Annotated in this window: 14 protein-coding genes; 10 read left to right on the top strand and 4 right to left on the bottom strand. The window is 69.9% G+C overall.

The window, feature by feature from the left end; all coding sequences use genetic code 11:
- Positions 1–664 precede the first annotated feature (664 nt).
- The 4 genes from ACSC1Q_RS23925 (at position 665) to ACSC1Q_RS23910 (ending at position 4,733) form a co-directional block, all read left to right on the top strand.
- Positions 665–850: a hypothetical protein gene (locus ACSC1Q_RS23925; RefSeq protein ID WP_436760936.1), complete on the top strand. Its 186-nt coding sequence runs from the start codon at positions 665–667 to the stop codon at positions 848–850.
- Positions 850–1,476: a tryptophan 2,3-dioxygenase family protein gene (locus ACSC1Q_RS23920; RefSeq protein WP_436760935.1), complete on the top strand. Its 627-nt coding sequence runs from the start codon at positions 850–852 to the stop codon at positions 1,474–1,476. The genes ACSC1Q_RS23925 and ACSC1Q_RS23920 overlap by 1 nt, the downstream gene beginning before the upstream one ends.
- Positions 1,476–2,456: a methyltransferase gene (locus ACSC1Q_RS23915; RefSeq protein WP_436760934.1), complete on the top strand. Its 981-nt coding sequence runs from the start codon at positions 1,476–1,478 to the stop codon at positions 2,454–2,456. The genes ACSC1Q_RS23920 and ACSC1Q_RS23915 overlap by 1 nt, the downstream gene beginning before the upstream one ends.
- 411 nt (positions 2,457–2,867) lie before the next feature.
- Positions 2,868–4,733 carry a CASTOR/POLLUX-related putative ion channel gene (locus tag ACSC1Q_RS23910; protein WP_436760933.1) on the top strand — a complete coding sequence of 622 codons (1,866 nt, stop codon included), beginning with the start codon at positions 2,868–2,870 and terminating at the stop codon, positions 4,731–4,733.
- Between the two features lie 24 nt (positions 4,734–4,757).
- Here the strand turns inward: ACSC1Q_RS23910 and ACSC1Q_RS23905 are convergent, their stop codons facing one another.
- Both ACSC1Q_RS23905 and ACSC1Q_RS23900 read right to left on the bottom strand, forming a co-directional pair.
- The gene (locus ACSC1Q_RS23905) at positions 4,758–4,886 is read right to left on the bottom strand and encodes a hypothetical protein (protein WP_436760932.1); all 129 of its coding nucleotides are present in this window, start codon (positions 4,884–4,886) and stop codon (positions 4,758–4,760) included.
- 100 nt (positions 4,887–4,986) lie between these two features.
- Positions 4,987–6,078 carry an alanine racemase gene (locus ACSC1Q_RS23900; protein ID WP_436760931.1) on the bottom strand — a complete coding sequence of 364 codons (1,092 nt, stop codon included), beginning with the start codon at positions 6,076–6,078 and terminating at the stop codon, positions 4,987–4,989.
- Between the two features lie 352 nt (positions 6,079–6,430).
- Here ACSC1Q_RS23900 and ACSC1Q_RS23895 point away from each other — a divergent pair, with 352 nt between their 5' ends.
- Positions 6,431–6,895, top strand: coding sequence for a VOC family protein (locus tag ACSC1Q_RS23895; protein ID WP_436760930.1), 465 nt, complete (start codon positions 6,431–6,433; stop codon positions 6,893–6,895).
- Here the strand turns inward: ACSC1Q_RS23895 and ACSC1Q_RS23890 are convergent.
- Positions 6,892–7,626 carry an SDR family oxidoreductase gene (locus ACSC1Q_RS23890; RefSeq protein ID WP_436760929.1) on the bottom strand — a complete coding sequence of 245 codons (735 nt, stop codon included), beginning with the start codon at positions 7,624–7,626 and terminating at the stop codon, positions 6,892–6,894. The two genes, ACSC1Q_RS23895 and ACSC1Q_RS23890, sit on opposite strands and share 4 nt — an antisense overlap.
- Before the next feature lie 79 nt (positions 7,627–7,705).
- Here ACSC1Q_RS23890 and ACSC1Q_RS23885 point away from each other — a divergent pair, with 79 nt between their 5' ends.
- On the top strand, positions 7,706–8,329 hold the full coding sequence (locus ACSC1Q_RS23885; RefSeq protein ID WP_436760928.1) for a TetR/AcrR family transcriptional regulator: 624 nt from the start codon (positions 7,706–7,708) through the stop codon (positions 8,327–8,329).
- A 114-nt stretch (positions 8,330–8,443) separates the two neighbouring features.
- On the opposite strand, the gene ACSC1Q_RS23880 is transcribed toward ACSC1Q_RS23885, so the two are convergent.
- Positions 8,444–10,105: an alpha-amylase family protein gene (locus ACSC1Q_RS23880; protein ID WP_436760927.1), complete on the bottom strand. Its 1,662-nt coding sequence runs from the start codon at positions 10,103–10,105 to the stop codon at positions 8,444–8,446.
- Positions 10,106–10,223: 118 nt separating this feature from the next.
- Here ACSC1Q_RS23880 and ACSC1Q_RS23875 point away from each other — a divergent pair, with 118 nt between their 5' ends.
- From ACSC1Q_RS23875 to ACSC1Q_RS23860, 4 genes are all read left to right on the top strand, one after another.
- Positions 10,224–10,610 carry a hypothetical protein gene (locus ACSC1Q_RS23875; RefSeq protein WP_436760926.1) on the top strand — a complete coding sequence of 129 codons (387 nt, stop codon included), beginning with the start codon at positions 10,224–10,226 and terminating at the stop codon, positions 10,608–10,610.
- A 324-nt stretch (positions 10,611–10,934) separates the two neighbouring features.
- A complete protein-coding gene (gene secD / locus ACSC1Q_RS23870; RefSeq protein ID WP_436760925.1) occupies positions 10,935–13,211 on the top strand; it encodes a protein translocase subunit SecD in 2,277 nt (758 codons plus the stop codon).
- Positions 13,212–13,485: 274 nt separating this feature from the next.
- Entirely contained in the window at positions 13,486–13,842 is a 357-nt protein-coding gene (locus ACSC1Q_RS23865; RefSeq protein ID WP_436760924.1) for a four-helix bundle copper-binding protein, read from the top strand.
- 266 nt (positions 13,843–14,108) lie between these two features.
- Positions 14,109–14,324: an EF-hand domain-containing protein gene (locus tag ACSC1Q_RS23860; RefSeq protein WP_350969734.1), complete on the top strand. Its 216-nt coding sequence runs from the start codon at positions 14,109–14,111 to the stop codon at positions 14,322–14,324.
- Positions 14,325–14,660 lie beyond the last annotated feature (336 nt).

Genomic DNA, 14,660 nt, shown 5'->3' with positions numbered 1-14,660 from the left:
CCGCCCCTCCCCGGCCCCCGCCTTCCCGCCCTCGGCCCCCGCGTCGGCGCCGACATCGGCATCGGCGTTAAGGCGGGCCGAAAACCCGGTAACCGGCGGAAAAAACTGGGCCAACCACCTCGGGCGTTTTCCCGGCTAACCCAACCTTTCCTCCAAAAGAACTTCTCGTGAATCCGGGCCATTTCCTCAGGCCGTCGGACAGTTCTTTCCAAGTCATTTCCAAGGATTCCCCAAGAAAGAGACCGGAGCCTCGAAGTGCGCCGGAAACGACTTCGAGAACCGCGTCCCGAACGCCGGATCCCCTTCTTGTCGTCGCTTTCCCGCGCACCTCCAACCAGCGGAAATGTGAGAGTCCATGGATCCGGGAAAGGCTTCCGGCAAGCATGACACCCGGACCGGACGACGAAAGAGGTTTCGAAGCCCCTCACCCCTCCGGCGGACATCGGATCTCACATACGCCGCCGTCCCGGGTGAGGTCGCCCGAGCACGTCGCTCACGCGGACCCGAGACCCTGAAAACCCCTCGGAACCCGTGAGATTCCCGCCACCGCACCGCCACCGCAGCGCTACCGCGCCGCCGCCACACCATCATCACCACCGCCACCACCTCCGCCGGACGCGATCCAGAGCGTCACGGCCGCCTGACAACGCACACGAGGAGAAACATGGAAGTCAACCCTGACGGCTCCGCCATGGAAGAACTACGCAGGGTGATGTCCGAACCGATTTTCAACCCGGTTCTGAAGACTTTCTTCGGGGAGGGAAAACTGGACTACGAGTTGTATGTGAAGACCTCGGAGCTGTTCTCGCTACAGCCGACCGCCGAGGAACTCGTCTCCCCGACGAGCTGATGTTCCAGATGGTCCACCAGGCTCAGGAGGTGTGGCTGAAACTATTGACGCACGAGATGACGGAACTTGTCGGCGATCTGGATCTCGACGCGCTCTGGGACGCCTCGGCACGGCTGGAGCGGATCGCGCGCATCGTTCGCTGCCTCACCGGGGAACTGCGCGTCCTGGAGACGTTGACGCCCGACTCCTACCAGACGATCCGGCGGCATCTCGGCAACGGCAGCGGACAGGAGTCACCGGGATACAACCGCCTGCGAGTGGCCGCCGAGTACATATCGAACGCGCTCGACCGGCTCGCCACCCGCAGGACGGTTTCGATACTGAACGTCTACGAGGCGGGAGGCACTCGCCACACCGATCTGAAGCGCACGTTCGAGTTGCTCGTCGACGTGGACGAGGCCTACCGGATGTGGCTCGTCACCCACTTCATGCTCGTACGCAGGACGATCGGTGTCAGCCGGGGCACCGCGGCGCTCGACGGTGTCCCGACGCAGGTGCTGACCGGCCGGATGACGCAACCTCTCTTCCGGCAGTTGTGGAAGGTCCGGGAGGAGATGACCGCCACCTGGAACCGCGACGGCGGGTACGCGCCCGGAGCGTCCAGGGCCGAGGCGGCGAGATCCTGATGAGCCACCCGGACGAGACCGGCCGTACACATCACACCGACACCGACACCGACACCGACACCGAGAACGACACCGGCACCGTCTCCCTGGCCGACCTCAGCGTGCGGCTCGGCGTCGTGCCCGGCCGTCTGTACAAGCTGCTGGACTGCCTGGAAAGCCTCGGTTTCGTCCACCGGGAGCAGTCCGGCGACGACCTGGGCCAGGTCCGGTACCGGGCGGTCCCCGGCCTGCGGCAGGCGGCGGAGGCCGTCGCCGGTCCCGGCTCGCTGGAGCACGACCGCGACCGGTATCCGTGGCGCCTGCTCCACGGCAGGCTCGACGACGTCCTCCGCGGCGAGATGTCGATCCCCACGGACACCTTCGGCTGGCCTCCGCGCGACGAGACGCAGATGGCCGGATTCGAGCGGAGCATGGCGGCGGGACTCCGCCCCGTCATCGAGACGTTCCGCACACACGCGGGACGGCTGTGGGGCGGGCGGGCGCTCCGGCTGCTCGACGTCGGCGGCGGCGACGGCACCCTCGGCGCCCACCTGCTGGGGCACTCGCCCGCCCTCCACGTGGACGTGTTCAACCTCCCCGCGGCGGAACCGCTGGTGGAGCGTACGAGGGAGGAGAGCGGCCTCGGCGGGCGGCTCGGGTTCGTCGCCGGGGACTTCCTGGACGGCCCGCTGCCACGCGGGTACGACGCGCTGTCGTTCGTCCGGGTCCTGCACGACTGGCCGGTCTCCACCGCCCGCGCGCTGCTGCGCAAGGCCCGCGCGGCCCTCGAACCCGGCGGGCGGATCCTGATCTGCGAGGAGTTCCGCACCCCCGACCGGCTCGCCGGGCAGTTCTTCTGGTCGTACTTCCTCATCGGCGTCGACACCTGTGTCAGCCGCCTCTACGAGATCGAGCACTACGCGCTGCTGCTCCGGGAGAGCGGCTTCCGGGACGTCACCGTACTTCCGGGTCCCTTCGAGCTGATCACGGCGACCGCGTGACCCCGAGGTCCCGGCCTCCCACTCCGGGACGACAGGAGCATTCCAGGCATTACGGATATTTCAGATAAGGAACGATCGATGACCCTCTACGACGCCGTCTTCGTGGGAGCCGGGCGCAACGCCTGATCCGCGCCGCGTACCTCGCCCAGGAAGGGGGGAGCGTGTGCCTTCTCGCCGGTGCCGGCACCGGCGCCTGAGCGGGTGGCGAGAACTGGCCGGAGCGGGTGGCGAGAACTGACGGCCACCGGCGCTTAGCGGAACGGTGATCCCCGGCCCAGGGCGTCCGGGGGTCACCGTTTTTCGCGTGACCGCCCGCCCCGCCGGTCGCGCTCCGTCCGCCCGACCTTCCCTTCGGTGATCGTTAATTTTTGTACACTTGTTGACTCTGCTTTACCGACGGGGGGGAATTCCGTGCTGAGGGCGACGTTCCGAGAACGGCTGCGTTACTGGTTTGACAACACCATGTCGCGGGGCACGACAGCGCTGATCGGATGGCTCGCCCTCATCTCTCTGGGCCTCATCCTGCTGGTCACCGCGCTGGGCCTGTGGCTGACCCCGGACGAGGCCGCGAAGCACAACGGCGCCCCGGGCATGCTGTGGATGACGCTGATGCGCGCGCTGAGCCCGGGGAAGGTGGCCAGCGACACCGGCAGCGCGCCGTTCGTCGCCCTGATGTTCGTCGCGTCGCTGGGCGGGCTCTTCATCGTCAGCGCCCTGGTCGGCGTCCTCTCCAACGATCTCAAGAGCAGGTTCGAGGAGCTGCGCAAGGGCAGGTCCCGGATCATCGAGACCGGCCACATCGTGGTCCTGGGCTGGTCGGAGCAGGTCTTCACGATCGTCAGCGAGCTGGCCCAGGCGCACGCGAGCGACCGCAGGTCGGTCATCGCGATCCTCGCCGACAAGGACAAGATCGCCATGGAGGACGAGATCCGGCAGTTCGCGGGCGAGACCGGCAGGACCAGGCTGGTCTGCCGGACCGGGCGGCCCACCGAACCGACCGACCTCGACCTGATGAACCTGGCCGCGGCCCGCTCGGTGGTCGTCCTCTCCCCGCAGGGCGAGGATCCCGACGCTCACGTCATCAAGACGCTGCTCGCCCTGGCCAAGCGTCCCGGTGGCCACCCGCCGGTGGTGGCCGCCATCGCCGGGAGCTCCAACATGGCCGCCGCGCGTCTCGCGGGCGGCCCCGACGTCCACCTCGTCGACTCCGACGACACCGCCTCCCGGCTCATCGTGCAGTCGTCGCGGCAGTCGGGCATGTCCGTGGTCTGCATGGACCTGCTCGACTTCAGCGACGGGGAGATCTACCTGCGCTCCGACCCCGACTTCACCGGCATGACGTACGGCGAGATCCTCCCGGCGTACCAGACCGCCACGGTGATCGGGCTGCGCCGGGCCGGGACGGCGATGCTGAACCCGCCCATGGGCACCGTGGTCTCCGGGTCCGACGAGATCATCGTGATCGCCCACGACGACTCGATGATCCACCTGGCCGCCGGGATGCCCTCGGCCCGCGAGGAGTCGATCGTCCTGGTCGAGCACACCGGGCAGAGCGCCGAGCGCACCCTGATCCTCAACTGGAACGGCCGGGGCCGGCAGGTCGTCCGCTATCTCGACGGTTACGTCGCGCCGGGTTCGGTCCTGGACATCGCCTCCGACCACCCCAACGCGGCGGTCGGCTTCGAGGGGCTGGGCAACCTCACGGTCAACGTCAAGGAGTGCGACACCTCCGACCGCTACGCGCTGGACTCGCTCGGCCTGGGTCTCTACCAGCACGTGATCGTGCTCTCCGACGACCGCTACAGCCCCGGCCACGCCGACACGCGCACCCTGACGACCCTGCTGCAGCTGCGCGACATGCAGTCGTCACTCGGCGAGCGCTACTCCATAGTCAGCGAGATGCACGACGAGAACAACCGGAGCCTGGCCGAGGTCACCAGGGCCGACGACATCGTGATCAGTGACACGGTGATCGGCCTGCTGCTCGCCCAGCTCGCCGAGAACCGGCACCTGGCCGAGGTGTTCGGCCGGCTCTTCGACTCGGGGGGTTCGGAGATCTACCCGCGCCCGGCGGAGCGGTACGTCCGCCCCGGGGCGCCGGTCGACTTCGCGTCGGTGATCGAGTCGGCCCGGCGCCGGGGCGAGACCGCGATCGGCTACCGCCTCGCGGACCGGGCGAACGAGGCCCCGCACTTCGGCGTCGTCCTCAATCCGGACAAGTCGCGGTCGCTGCGCCTCGGCCCCGGCGACTCGGTGATCGTCCTGGCCGAGCGCTGACCCGCCGGGGCGGGGCCCCGCGGGTCAGGCAGTGATCATGAAAGCGAGCCCGAGCAGCACTACGACGGGGATGACCCAGACCACGGCCTCGATCGCGAACTCCTTGTACACGGTGAGCTTCTCCCTCTGAACACTCGGACACTGCCTGGACACTCTGGACACTGCCTGACATGAAAACGACGATGCGCAGCATATGCGCATCGGCGGGCGTTCCCGTACCCGGGTCGGGGCCCGCCGGGCGTCTCCTCCGGCCCTATCGGGTCAGATAGTGGAAGCTCGGTTTCTGGTGCATCAGGAAGTCGTGGTGGGAGATGTTCCAGGCGTAGGCGCCCGCCATCGTGAACTCCACCAGGTCGCCGGGCTTGAGCGCGATGGGGACCCGGCGGGCCAGGGTGTCCTTGGGAGTGCAGAGCTGGCCGACGATCGTGATCGGCTCCCCGGCCTCCGTCATGATCAGGGGCTGGTCGTGGCCCTTGGTGGCGGGGGTGCGGATGTGGTGCGTCCCGCCCGCCACGACCGCGAACAGCTCGCCGTGGACGCGCTTGACGTCGATGACGCGCGTCACGTATCTCCCGCAGTAGACGGTCAGCGAGCGTCCCGGTTCGATCCGGAGCGTCTCCCCGGGGCGGCGGAGCGCGGCCAGGCCCTTGCCGTAGGCCGTCCAGTCGAACCGGTCGCCGGGGTCGGCGTAGGAGACGGCCATGCCGCCGCCGAGGTTGATCTCGGCCGCCCCCAGCGTGCGCGCGTAGTCCAGGACGGCCGCCGCCAGCTCCAGCATCCGGGGCGCGTCGAGCCCGCTGGCCAGGTGGGCGTGGATCCCGTGCAGCCGTACGGCACTCTGGGTCTCCAGCAGGGCGACGCATTCGGCGATCCCGGCGGGGTCCATCCCGAACGGCGTCGCGCCGCCGCCCATCGCCAGCGAGGCCCCCTCGATCGGGATGTCCAGGTTGACCCGGAGCAGCACGTCCGCGGGGCGGCCGGACGCGAGCAGGCGGCGCAGCTCGCCGGGGCTCTCGACGTGCAGGCGGGTCACGTCCCCGAACAGCTCGGCGTCCGTCTTGCCCGGCCCGCCCAGCGCGACCGGCGCGTCCGGGAAGTGTTCGCGCACGTGCGCGAGCTCGCCGCCCGAGGCGACCTCGAAACCGTCGACGTACGGGGCGAGCGTCCGCATCAGCTCCGGGTCGGGGTTGGCCTTCACCGCGTAGTACAGCTCGACGTCTCCCAGCGCGGCGCGGACGTCCCTGACGTGGGCGCCGAGTTCGACCAGGTCGTAGACGTACGCGGGCAGCGGCCCGGCCAGGAACGACTCCGAGGTCTGCGGCTGCGCCGCGACGGTGGCTGTCACTGCGTTCTCTCCGATCATGGCGGTACGGGACGTCAGGCGAGCGAGAACCGGGTCTCGACGATCAGGTGGCGCGTAGGCGTGACGGTGGCCCTGACCTCGGTCACCTCCTCGTCCACGATCTGATCTGTGTGGTGGACATCCAACACGCTTCGCCGGGGCGGTTCATCGATACGGGGCCGTGTCGGGTGAAAGTCGGGGGCGTCCGGGACGAGTGCCCGAAAGGTCCCCCGGACGGGTGGCCGGGAGGCATGCCCAGACAGATCTGGGCCCCGTTCGGATCTGTCCGGGAATGCCGGACGCGGCCGGCCGTGCTGTCGTGGTCGGGACATCCGCGATCACTATGGGAGCCGTCATGACCGTTCGAGAGCTGCGCCTGGTCGTCACCGCCGCCGACTACGACGAGGCGCTGCGTTTCTACCGCGACGTGCTCGGCCTGCCCGAGCGGGCCGCGTACTCCTCGCCCGACGGCCGGGTGACGATCCTGGAGGCGGGCCGGGCCACCCTGGAGATCGCGGACCCGTCGCAGGCGGAGTTCATCGACCGGGTCGAGGTGGGGCGGCGGGTGGCCGGGCAGATCCGGGTGGCGTTCGAGGTGGACGACTCGGCCGCCGTCACCGCCGAACTGGCCGGGGCCGGGGCCACGGTGATCGCCGAACCCGTCCGGACCCCGTGGAACTCGCTCAACTCCCGCCTTGAGGGTCCGGCCGGGCTCCAGCTCACGCTCTTCACCGAGCTTGGGGAGGCCGCCGAACTCGGGGAGGTCGCTGAGCGTGGGGAGGCCGCCGGGCCGCGGGACGACGCCCCCAGGCTTCGCTAGAGTCCGGAGCCGCCGGTGGCGTCGAGGGTGGTCCCGGTGACCCAGCGGGCGTCCTCGGAGACCACGAAGGCGACGACGTCGGCGACGTCCTCCGGGGCGCCGACCCTGGCGAGCGCGGACTGCCCGGTCGCGAACGCCAGGGCCACGGGGTCGCCGCGCAGCCAGCCCGCGTTCATGTCGGTGTCGGTGATGCCGGGCGAGACCGAGTTCACGGTGATCCCGCGCGGGCCGAGCTCCTTGGCCAGCGTCCGGTTCAGCACCTCGATCGCCCCCTTGGTCGCGACGTAGGCGGGACTCTGGGGAAAGGCGATCCTGGTCACGCCGGAGCTGATGGTGACGACGCGCCCGCCGTCGCGCAGCAGCGGCAGCGCCCGCTGGATGATGAAGAACGGCGCCCTGACGTTGACGGCGAACATCCTGTCGTACGCCTCGGGCGTGGTCTCCGAGAGGCCGACGGGCACGATGATCCCCGCGTTGTTGACGAGGATGTCGAGCGCGTCCACCTCCTTCTCCAGTGCGGCGAAGAGCGTCTCCACGTCCCCGTCCACGCCGAGCTCCGCCCGGACGGGGAACGCCTCTCCCCCCGCCTCGGTGATCGCCGTCACGACCTCCTCGGCCGCCGCCTCGTCCCGGGCGTAGTGGACGGCCACCCGGACCTCCTCGCGCCCGAGCCGCAGGGCGATCGCCCTGCCGATCCCCCTGCTCGCACCCGTCACCAACGCGGTTCTCACATCGCCTCCCGTTTTTATAGCGATCGCTACAAAACGGAACCGTAGCAGGGTTTTGTAGCGATCGCTATATGATGTTCCGGTGAGCAGGAAGCGAGCCTTCGACCGTGACGCCGTGCTGGAGATAGCGCTGCTGGAGTTCTGGCGGCACGGCTACGAGGCCACCTCCATCGCCTCCCTCACCGCCGCGATGGGCATCCGGCCGCCCAGCCTGTACGCCACCTTCGGCGACAAGCGGCAGCTGTTCGAAGAGGTCGTCCAGCGCTACCGGAGACACGACTTCGCCTCGCGCGCGCTGGCCGAGGAGCCGACCGCGCGGGCGGCGATCGCCAGGACGCTGCGCGAGGCCGCGATCAACTACACCGAGCCAGGACACCCGCCGGGCTGCCTGATCTTCAGCGCGGCGGTCAACGTCGGCCCGGAGTCGGCCGACGTGGAGGAGGCGATGCGTGGGATCAGGCAGGCCGCCAAGGCCGCGATCGCGGCGTCCATCGCCTCGGACGTGGCGGCGGGCCTGCTCCCCGAGGGCACCGACCCCGGCGCCCTCGCCCTGTTCTACGCGGCCACGGTCCAGGGCATGTCCACCCAGGCCCGCGACGGCGCGACCCGGCGGGACCTGGAGCGGATCGCCGAGCTCGCGATGCTCGCCTGGCCGGGGGAGCGGAACGGCACACCGGACGGCCCCTCCGGACACGATCCGGAGTGATCTCCGGGCCGGATCACCCACCTTCGGCCGAGGTCTTCTCCAGGAGCTCGTCCGTCCATGGCCGGGGTCTCATCCGGGAACTCACCCGCTCTGGCAGAGGTTTCCTCCAGGGGCTCACCCACTCTTGGCCGAGGTGTCCTCCGGTGCCGCGTCGGGGACGGAGGCGCGGAGCCAGCGGGTGCCGTACGGCTCCAGCGTGAACTTCACCCGGCCGTCGGCGGGCAGGGTGAGAGTGCCGTCCACCAGCAGGTCGACCAGCGTCTCGCAGCCGTCGAGCTTTTCGAGGACGAGATCCACCTTCGCCTCGCGGTCGGCGAAGTTGTGGACGGCGACCACGGTGCCGCCCTCGGCGTCGGCCCGGTGGGCCAGCACGGCCACGTCACCGGCGTCCAGGATCTCGTACGCGCCCCAGGCCAGCTCGGGCGACTCCCGGTAGCGCTCGACCAGGAGCTTGATCCAGCTGAGCAGCGAGTCGGGGTCGCGGCGCTGGTCCTCGACGTTGACGTTGCGCGGGCCGAACTTGCCGGTGGGTGAGGGGACGCTGGTCTTCGGGTCGGGCGAGAAGCCGCCCTTGGCCGACCACTGCATCGGGACCCGGACCGCCATCCGGCCCTCGGCCTTCAGGTTCTCGCCGAGGCCGATCTCCTCGCCGTAGAAGAGCACCGGCGTGCCCGGCAGGGAGAACAGCACGCTGTAGGCCAGTTTGAGCCGCCGCGGGTCGCCGCCGAGCATCGGGGGGAGGCGGCGGCGCAGGCCCCGGTCGTACACCTGCATGTTCTTCTCCGGGCCGAAGGCGTCGAAGACCTCGTGCTTCTGCGCCTCGGTGAGCTTGTCCAGCGTCAGCTCGTCGTGGTTGCGGACGAACATCGCCCACTGGGAGTCGTCGGGCGGCTCGGGCCGGTCGCGCAGGGCCTCGGCGAGGGCCTCCGGGTTCTGGCGGGCCATCGACAGGTGGAAGCGCTGCATGGCGATGAAGTCGAAGCACATGGTGACCTCGTCGCCGTTCCCGGCGTCACCGAAGAACTTCATCAGGTCCGGGTAGGGCAGGTTGACCTCGCCCAGCAGGATCGAGGTGCCGTCGCGGCGGTTCATGAAGGCGCGCAGGTCGGCGAGGAACTCGTGCGGGTCGCCGCCGATGCCCTCGATCAGGAACGGCACCGCGTCCACCCGGAAGCCGGACAGGCCGAGCTCCATCCAGAAACCGAGGATGCGCGCGATCTCGTCGCGGACCTGCGGATTCGCCGTGTTCAGGTCGGGCTGGAACTTGTAGAAGCTGTGGTAGTAGTACTGGTTCGTCTTCTTGTCCAGCTCCCAGAGGCTGTCCTCCTTGTCGGGGAAGACGATCGCCTTCGGGTCGACGGGTCCCGGCTCGTCCTGCCAGACGTACCAGTCGCGCTTGGGAGAGTCACGGCTGGAGCGGGCCTCCTTGAACCAGGGGTGCTCGTCGGAGGTGTGGTTGACCACCAGGTCGGCGATCACCCGCATGCCCCGGTCCCTGGCGGTGCGCATGAACTCCACGAAGTCGCCAAGGGTGCCCAGCCGGGGGTCGACCGAGTAGAAGTCGCTGATGTCGTAGCCGTCGTCGCGGCTGGGGCTGGGAAAGAACGGCATCAACCAGATGCAGGTCACCCCGAGCCGGTCCAGGTGGTCGATCTGCTGGGTGAGGCCCCGGAAGTCACCGATGCCGTCACCGTTCCCGTCCTTGTAGGTCTCGACGTCCAGGCAGTAGACGACGGCGTTCTTCCACCACAGATCGGCCGTATAGGTGAGTCGCATGCGTCCGCACTACCCTCCCTTGACGTGTTTATGAGATAACGCTGACATTGGGCCGGCGCCCGCGAGATCACGAGGCCCCCCGGCGCGTTACGGTGGGCGGGACGGCCAGGAGGAGATCATGCGACAGCTGAGGCGCGGCGCGCCCTTCGGCTGGCTGCTCACCCTGCTGCTGCCGCTGCTCGTCTCCGGCGGGCTGGGCGGGAGCGGCGCCGCCGTCCTCCTGCGGCACACCACCGTCGCCCAGGCATCCGGGGAGCACCAGCGGCTGTCCCGCCCGGTCTCCGACGGCGGGCACAGGAACGCCCACGTCACCGGCCTCTCCGCCACCGGGATCGGCCTGGGGGGCGGGGGCGGCCATCCGCTCGCGACCCCACCGGCGGACCTCCGGCACCTCTCCCTCGCCACCGTCCGGGAGTCGTGCCCGGCCCGCGACGACGACACCCGCTCGCTCGCGGCCCTGCTCGTCAGGCCGGGGCGCGCACCGCCCGCCTCCACCGCCGGCTGAACCGGCCCGGAGCCGCTCCGGGCCTTTCGCCGTACCGGAAAACGCCTCTCCCGCACCCGAGAGCCGTCGTACCCGAAGCCCGCCGTCCCTGAAGGACGCCGTTTCGAAGGACGCCGTCCTTCGGGTCGTCTTCGAAGGCCGTCGCGCCCGAAGACCGTCGCGCCCGAAAGCCGTCGCGCTCGAAGGCCGTCGCATTCGAAGGCCGTCGCGCTCGAAGGTCGCTCCGGGAGGCGTTCGCCGCCGTACGCGGAACACGCCGGCGTCCTGGAAAGGCCGGTCCCTCCGGCATCCCCGAGGACGATCCCCCAGCCTGTGGAGGCTCCCATGTCGCGTGCCCCGGTGGTACGCGCGGTGGCGGCGCTCGCCGTCATCGCCACCTCGTTGTTCATCGCCTTGACCATGTCGCCGCGCCTCGGTCTCGACCTGCGCGGCGGCACCCAGCTCGTACTGGAGACCAGGGACTCACCGACCGTCAAGGCCGACGCCGCGGCCACCGACCGCACCCTTGAGGTGCTCCGCCGCCGGGCCGACGGCCTGGGCGTGGCGGACGCGCCGCTGGCCCGCTCCGGCGAGCGGCGCATCATCGTGGAACTGCCCGGCGTGCAGGACCCGACCAAGGCCGCCGAGGTCATCGGCAAGACCGCGCAGCTCACCTTCCACCCCGTCCTCGGCGTCCCCGACCCGACGGCCGGGACCAAGCCGGGGAAGGGGGAGCAGCTCCTTCCCGACGAGCGCGGCGGCCCGCTGCACATCGGACCGGCCGCCCTCACCGGTGAGGGCGTCAGCGGCGCCGAGGCGGGCATCGACGCCCAGCAGGGCAGCGGCTGGTTCGTCACCGTCGACTTCCGCGACAGCGGGCGGGCGGAGTGGGCCGAGCTGACCGGCAAGGCCGCCTGCAACCAGGCGGGCGACCCCAAGCGCAGGATCGCCATCGTGCTCGACTCCAAGGTGATCGTCTCACCCCAGGTGAACGAGGGCGTGGCCTGCGAGGTGGGCCTGCCCGGCGGGTCCACCCAGATCACCGGCACCTTCACCTCGGAGGAGGCCGCCGACCTGGCCCTGCTGATCAAGGGCGGCTCGCTGCCCGTCCCCGTCGCGATCGTCGAGCAGCGGACCGTCGGCCCGACGCTCGGCGCCGCCGCGATCACGGCCAGCGCCCAGGCCGCGGTCATCGGCATCGCGCTCACCGCGCTGTTCATCGTCGTGACCTACCGGCTGGTGGGCCTCATCGCCGCCCTCGCCCTCGCCTGTTACGCGCTGATCTCGTACGCGGCGCTGGTGGCGCTCGGCGCCACGCTCACCCTGCCGGGGCTGGCGGGCTTCGTCCTGGCGATCGGCATGGCGGTCGACGCCAACGTGCTGGTCTTCGAACGGGCCCGGGAGGAGTACGCGGCCGAACCGGGGTTCAGGGGCGCGCTGGAGAAGGGCTTCCGCAACGCGTGGAGCGCGGTGGCCGACTCCAACATCACCACGCTGCTCGCCGCCGGGCTGCTGTTCTTCCTGGCGTCCGGGCCGGTACGCGGTTTCGGCGTCACGCTGAGCATCGGCGTGATCGCCTCGCTGATCACCGCGATGGTCATCACGCGTGTCCTGGCCCAGTGGGCGGTGAGCCTCCAGGCCGTGTCCTCGCGGCCCAGGCTGACCGGCCTGTCCGACATCGGGCGCGTCCGCACCTGGCTGAACGAGCGCAAGCCGGACCTGATGGGCCGCCGCGCGGTGTACTTCCTGGTCACCTGCGTGCTGGTGGCCGCGTCCGTGGCGGGAGTCGCGGTGCGGGGGCTCGACTTCGGCGTGGAGTTCACCGGGGGCAGGCTCGTGGAGTACTCCACGAGCACCCCGATGACCGCCGACGCCGCCCGCGAGCTCGTCAGCGAGGCCGGGTTCCCCAACGCGGTGGTGCAGTCCTCCGACAAGGACATCTCCGTACGGGCCGGGCAGATCGGTCCCGCCGACGTGGTGCGGATCGAGAGCGCGCTGGAGAGCGGGGGCGCCCAGGTCACCAAGGAGCGCGACGAGCTCGTCGGGCCGAGCCTCGGGGACGAGCTGCGCCGCAACGCGCTGATCGCGCTGGGTGTCGCGCTCGCCGCGCAGCTCGCCTATCTCGCGTTCCGGTTCCGCTGGACGTTCGGGATGGCTGCGGTACTGGCCCTGGTGGCCGACGCGGCGATCGTGGTCGGCGCGTTCGCGTGGCTGGGCAAGCCGGTGGACGGGGTGTTCCTGGCCGCGATGCTCACCGTGATCGGCTACTCGGTCAACGACAAGGTAGTGGTCTTCGACCGGGTACGCGAGCTGTGGGGCGCTGGACCGAAGACCCCGTTCGCCGAGGTGACGAACACCGCGATCCTGCAGACCGTCCCCCGTACGGTGAACACCGGCCTGGGCGCGCTGTTCATCCTGGCCGCGCTGGCGGTGCTCGGCGGTGACTCGCTGACCGACTTCGCGGTGGCGCTGCTGATCGGGATCGTCGTCGGCACGCTCTCGTCCGCGCTGGTCGCGGGGCCGCTCGCGATCGAGCTGGAACGGCGCAGGCCCACCGCGCCGCCACGGCCCAAGCGGAGGGGACCGGCCCCGGCCCGCCAGGGCTCGGGCGCGGTGGTCTGACCACGTGGATCCGACCCGCGGGGTCCTGGCGAGGAGCTGACCGTGATGGTCTGGTGGCGGCGGTCTGACCGTGATGGTCCGGCCAGGGATGGTCGGGCCGCCTCCGCTTTTCCTACTAACCCTACAAATGATGGGTGAATTTATGCACAAAACTATTGCCATCTGCGACTAAAGGCAGAACTCCCCGACTGGCAAGGGCGCCCGACAGGGGCACAACACTGTTGCGAGATCTTCGGCCGTTGAAGCAGAACGGTCACGAAAACGGGGAGAAAGCATGAGCCACGCGGTCAAGATGAGCCCTCAGATGCAGAAGTGCATCGATGCGTGCATGGAGAGCCACAGCCGTTGCGAGCAGACCATGACCTACTGCCTCATGCAGGGGGGCCAGCATGCCGACATGGCGATGATGGGTCCGCTCATGGACTGCGCCGACATGACCCGCATGTGCGCGGACATGATGATGCGCCAGTCGCCGATGGCGATGGAGATGGCCGCGATGTGCGCGAAGGTGGCGAACAAGTGTGCCGAGGCGTGCATGTCCATGGGCAGCGACTCCATGATGAAGGAGTGCGCCAACGCGTGCCGGATGTGCGCCGAGGCCTGCCAGGCCATGGCCGGCGCACGCGCCTGAACCGTCCGGCCGGTCTTCACCGCGCCGTCCACGTCGGCAGAGGGGTGACGTGGACGGGACGCGGGGCGACGTGACGGCGACGTGACGGCGACGTGACGGCACAGAGGGCGAGAGGGGCGCCGCCGATCGAATCGGCGGCGCCTCTGTCATGACTGGAATCATGGCCGGAACGACGGGAAACCTCCGCTTTCAGCCGGAATACGCGCCTCGAATCCCGCTAGTGTGCTTGGCATCTGATTTCCCTGCTGCCGAAGGCGGATGCAATCGTGGCGGACGACTACGCGACGACTTTCAAGATCGTTGATGTTGACGGTGACGGCCTCATCTCGATTCCCGAGCTGACGAGGCTCATGGAGGTGCTCGGCCAGCCGATCACCCCTGAGGCGGCCGCGGCGGCCGTCGCCAGGATCGACCAGGACGGCGACGGCCTCATCTCCCTGGAGGAGTTCGCCGGATACCTCGCCCAGACCCGGGCGGGCTGACCTTCCGCACCGGATCCGGGCACCTCAGGCCCGGACCGGCCGACAAACCGAACCGACCGACGAACCGAGTCGGCCAACGAACCGGACCGGTCAACGGACCGAACCGGTAAACGGTCCGAACCGGCCGACGAACCAGACCGGACCGGTCAACGGGCCGAACCGGTCAACGGGCCGGACCCGATCGGGGCATCCCGCCCACACCCGCGCCGGGTGCCCCGATCGGGTCCGGCCCCGCCGTTCCGCTCCCGACCGACCTCGGCTCCGCCGCTCCGCCCGAAGCGGCCCCGATCTCACCGTTCCCACCCTCGACCAGCCCCGGCCCCACCGCTCCGCCAG

The organism is Streptosporangium heterodermiicola (assembly GCF_051390675.1).
Classification (GTDB): domain Bacteria; phylum Actinomycetota; class Actinomycetes; order Streptosporangiales; family Streptosporangiaceae; genus Streptosporangium.
The sequence above is the reverse complement of the archived record's forward strand: the minus strand, read 5'-3'. Positions and strand labels throughout refer to the sequence as shown.

Bases quoted from the DNA above. Each gene is read 5' to 3' on its own strand.
- ACSC1Q_RS23880 (WP_436760927.1), bottom strand. From the start codon at position 10,105: ATGCGACTCACCTATACGGCCGATCTGTGGTGGAAGAACGCCGTCGTC.
- ACSC1Q_RS23925 (WP_436760936.1), top strand. From the start codon at position 665: ATGGAAGTCAACCCTGACGGCTCCGCCATGGAAGAACTACGCAGGGTG.
- ACSC1Q_RS23915 (WP_436760934.1), top strand. From the start codon at position 1,476: ATGAGCCACCCGGACGAGACCGGCCGTACACATCACACCGACACCGAC.
- ACSC1Q_RS23865 (WP_436760924.1), top strand. From the start codon at position 13,486: ATGAGCCACGCGGTCAAGATGAGCCCTCAGATGCAGAAGTGCATCGAT.
- secD (WP_436760925.1), top strand. From the start codon at position 10,935: ATGTCGCGTGCCCCGGTGGTACGCGCGGTGGCGGCGCTCGCCGTCATC.
- ACSC1Q_RS23895 (WP_436760930.1), top strand. From the start codon at position 6,431: ATGACCGTTCGAGAGCTGCGCCTGGTCGTCACCGCCGCCGACTACGAC.
- ACSC1Q_RS23920 (WP_436760935.1), top strand. From the start codon at position 850: ATGTTCCAGATGGTCCACCAGGCTCAGGAGGTGTGGCTGAAACTATTG.
- ACSC1Q_RS23875 (WP_436760926.1), top strand. From the start codon at position 10,224: ATGCGACAGCTGAGGCGCGGCGCGCCCTTCGGCTGGCTGCTCACCCTG.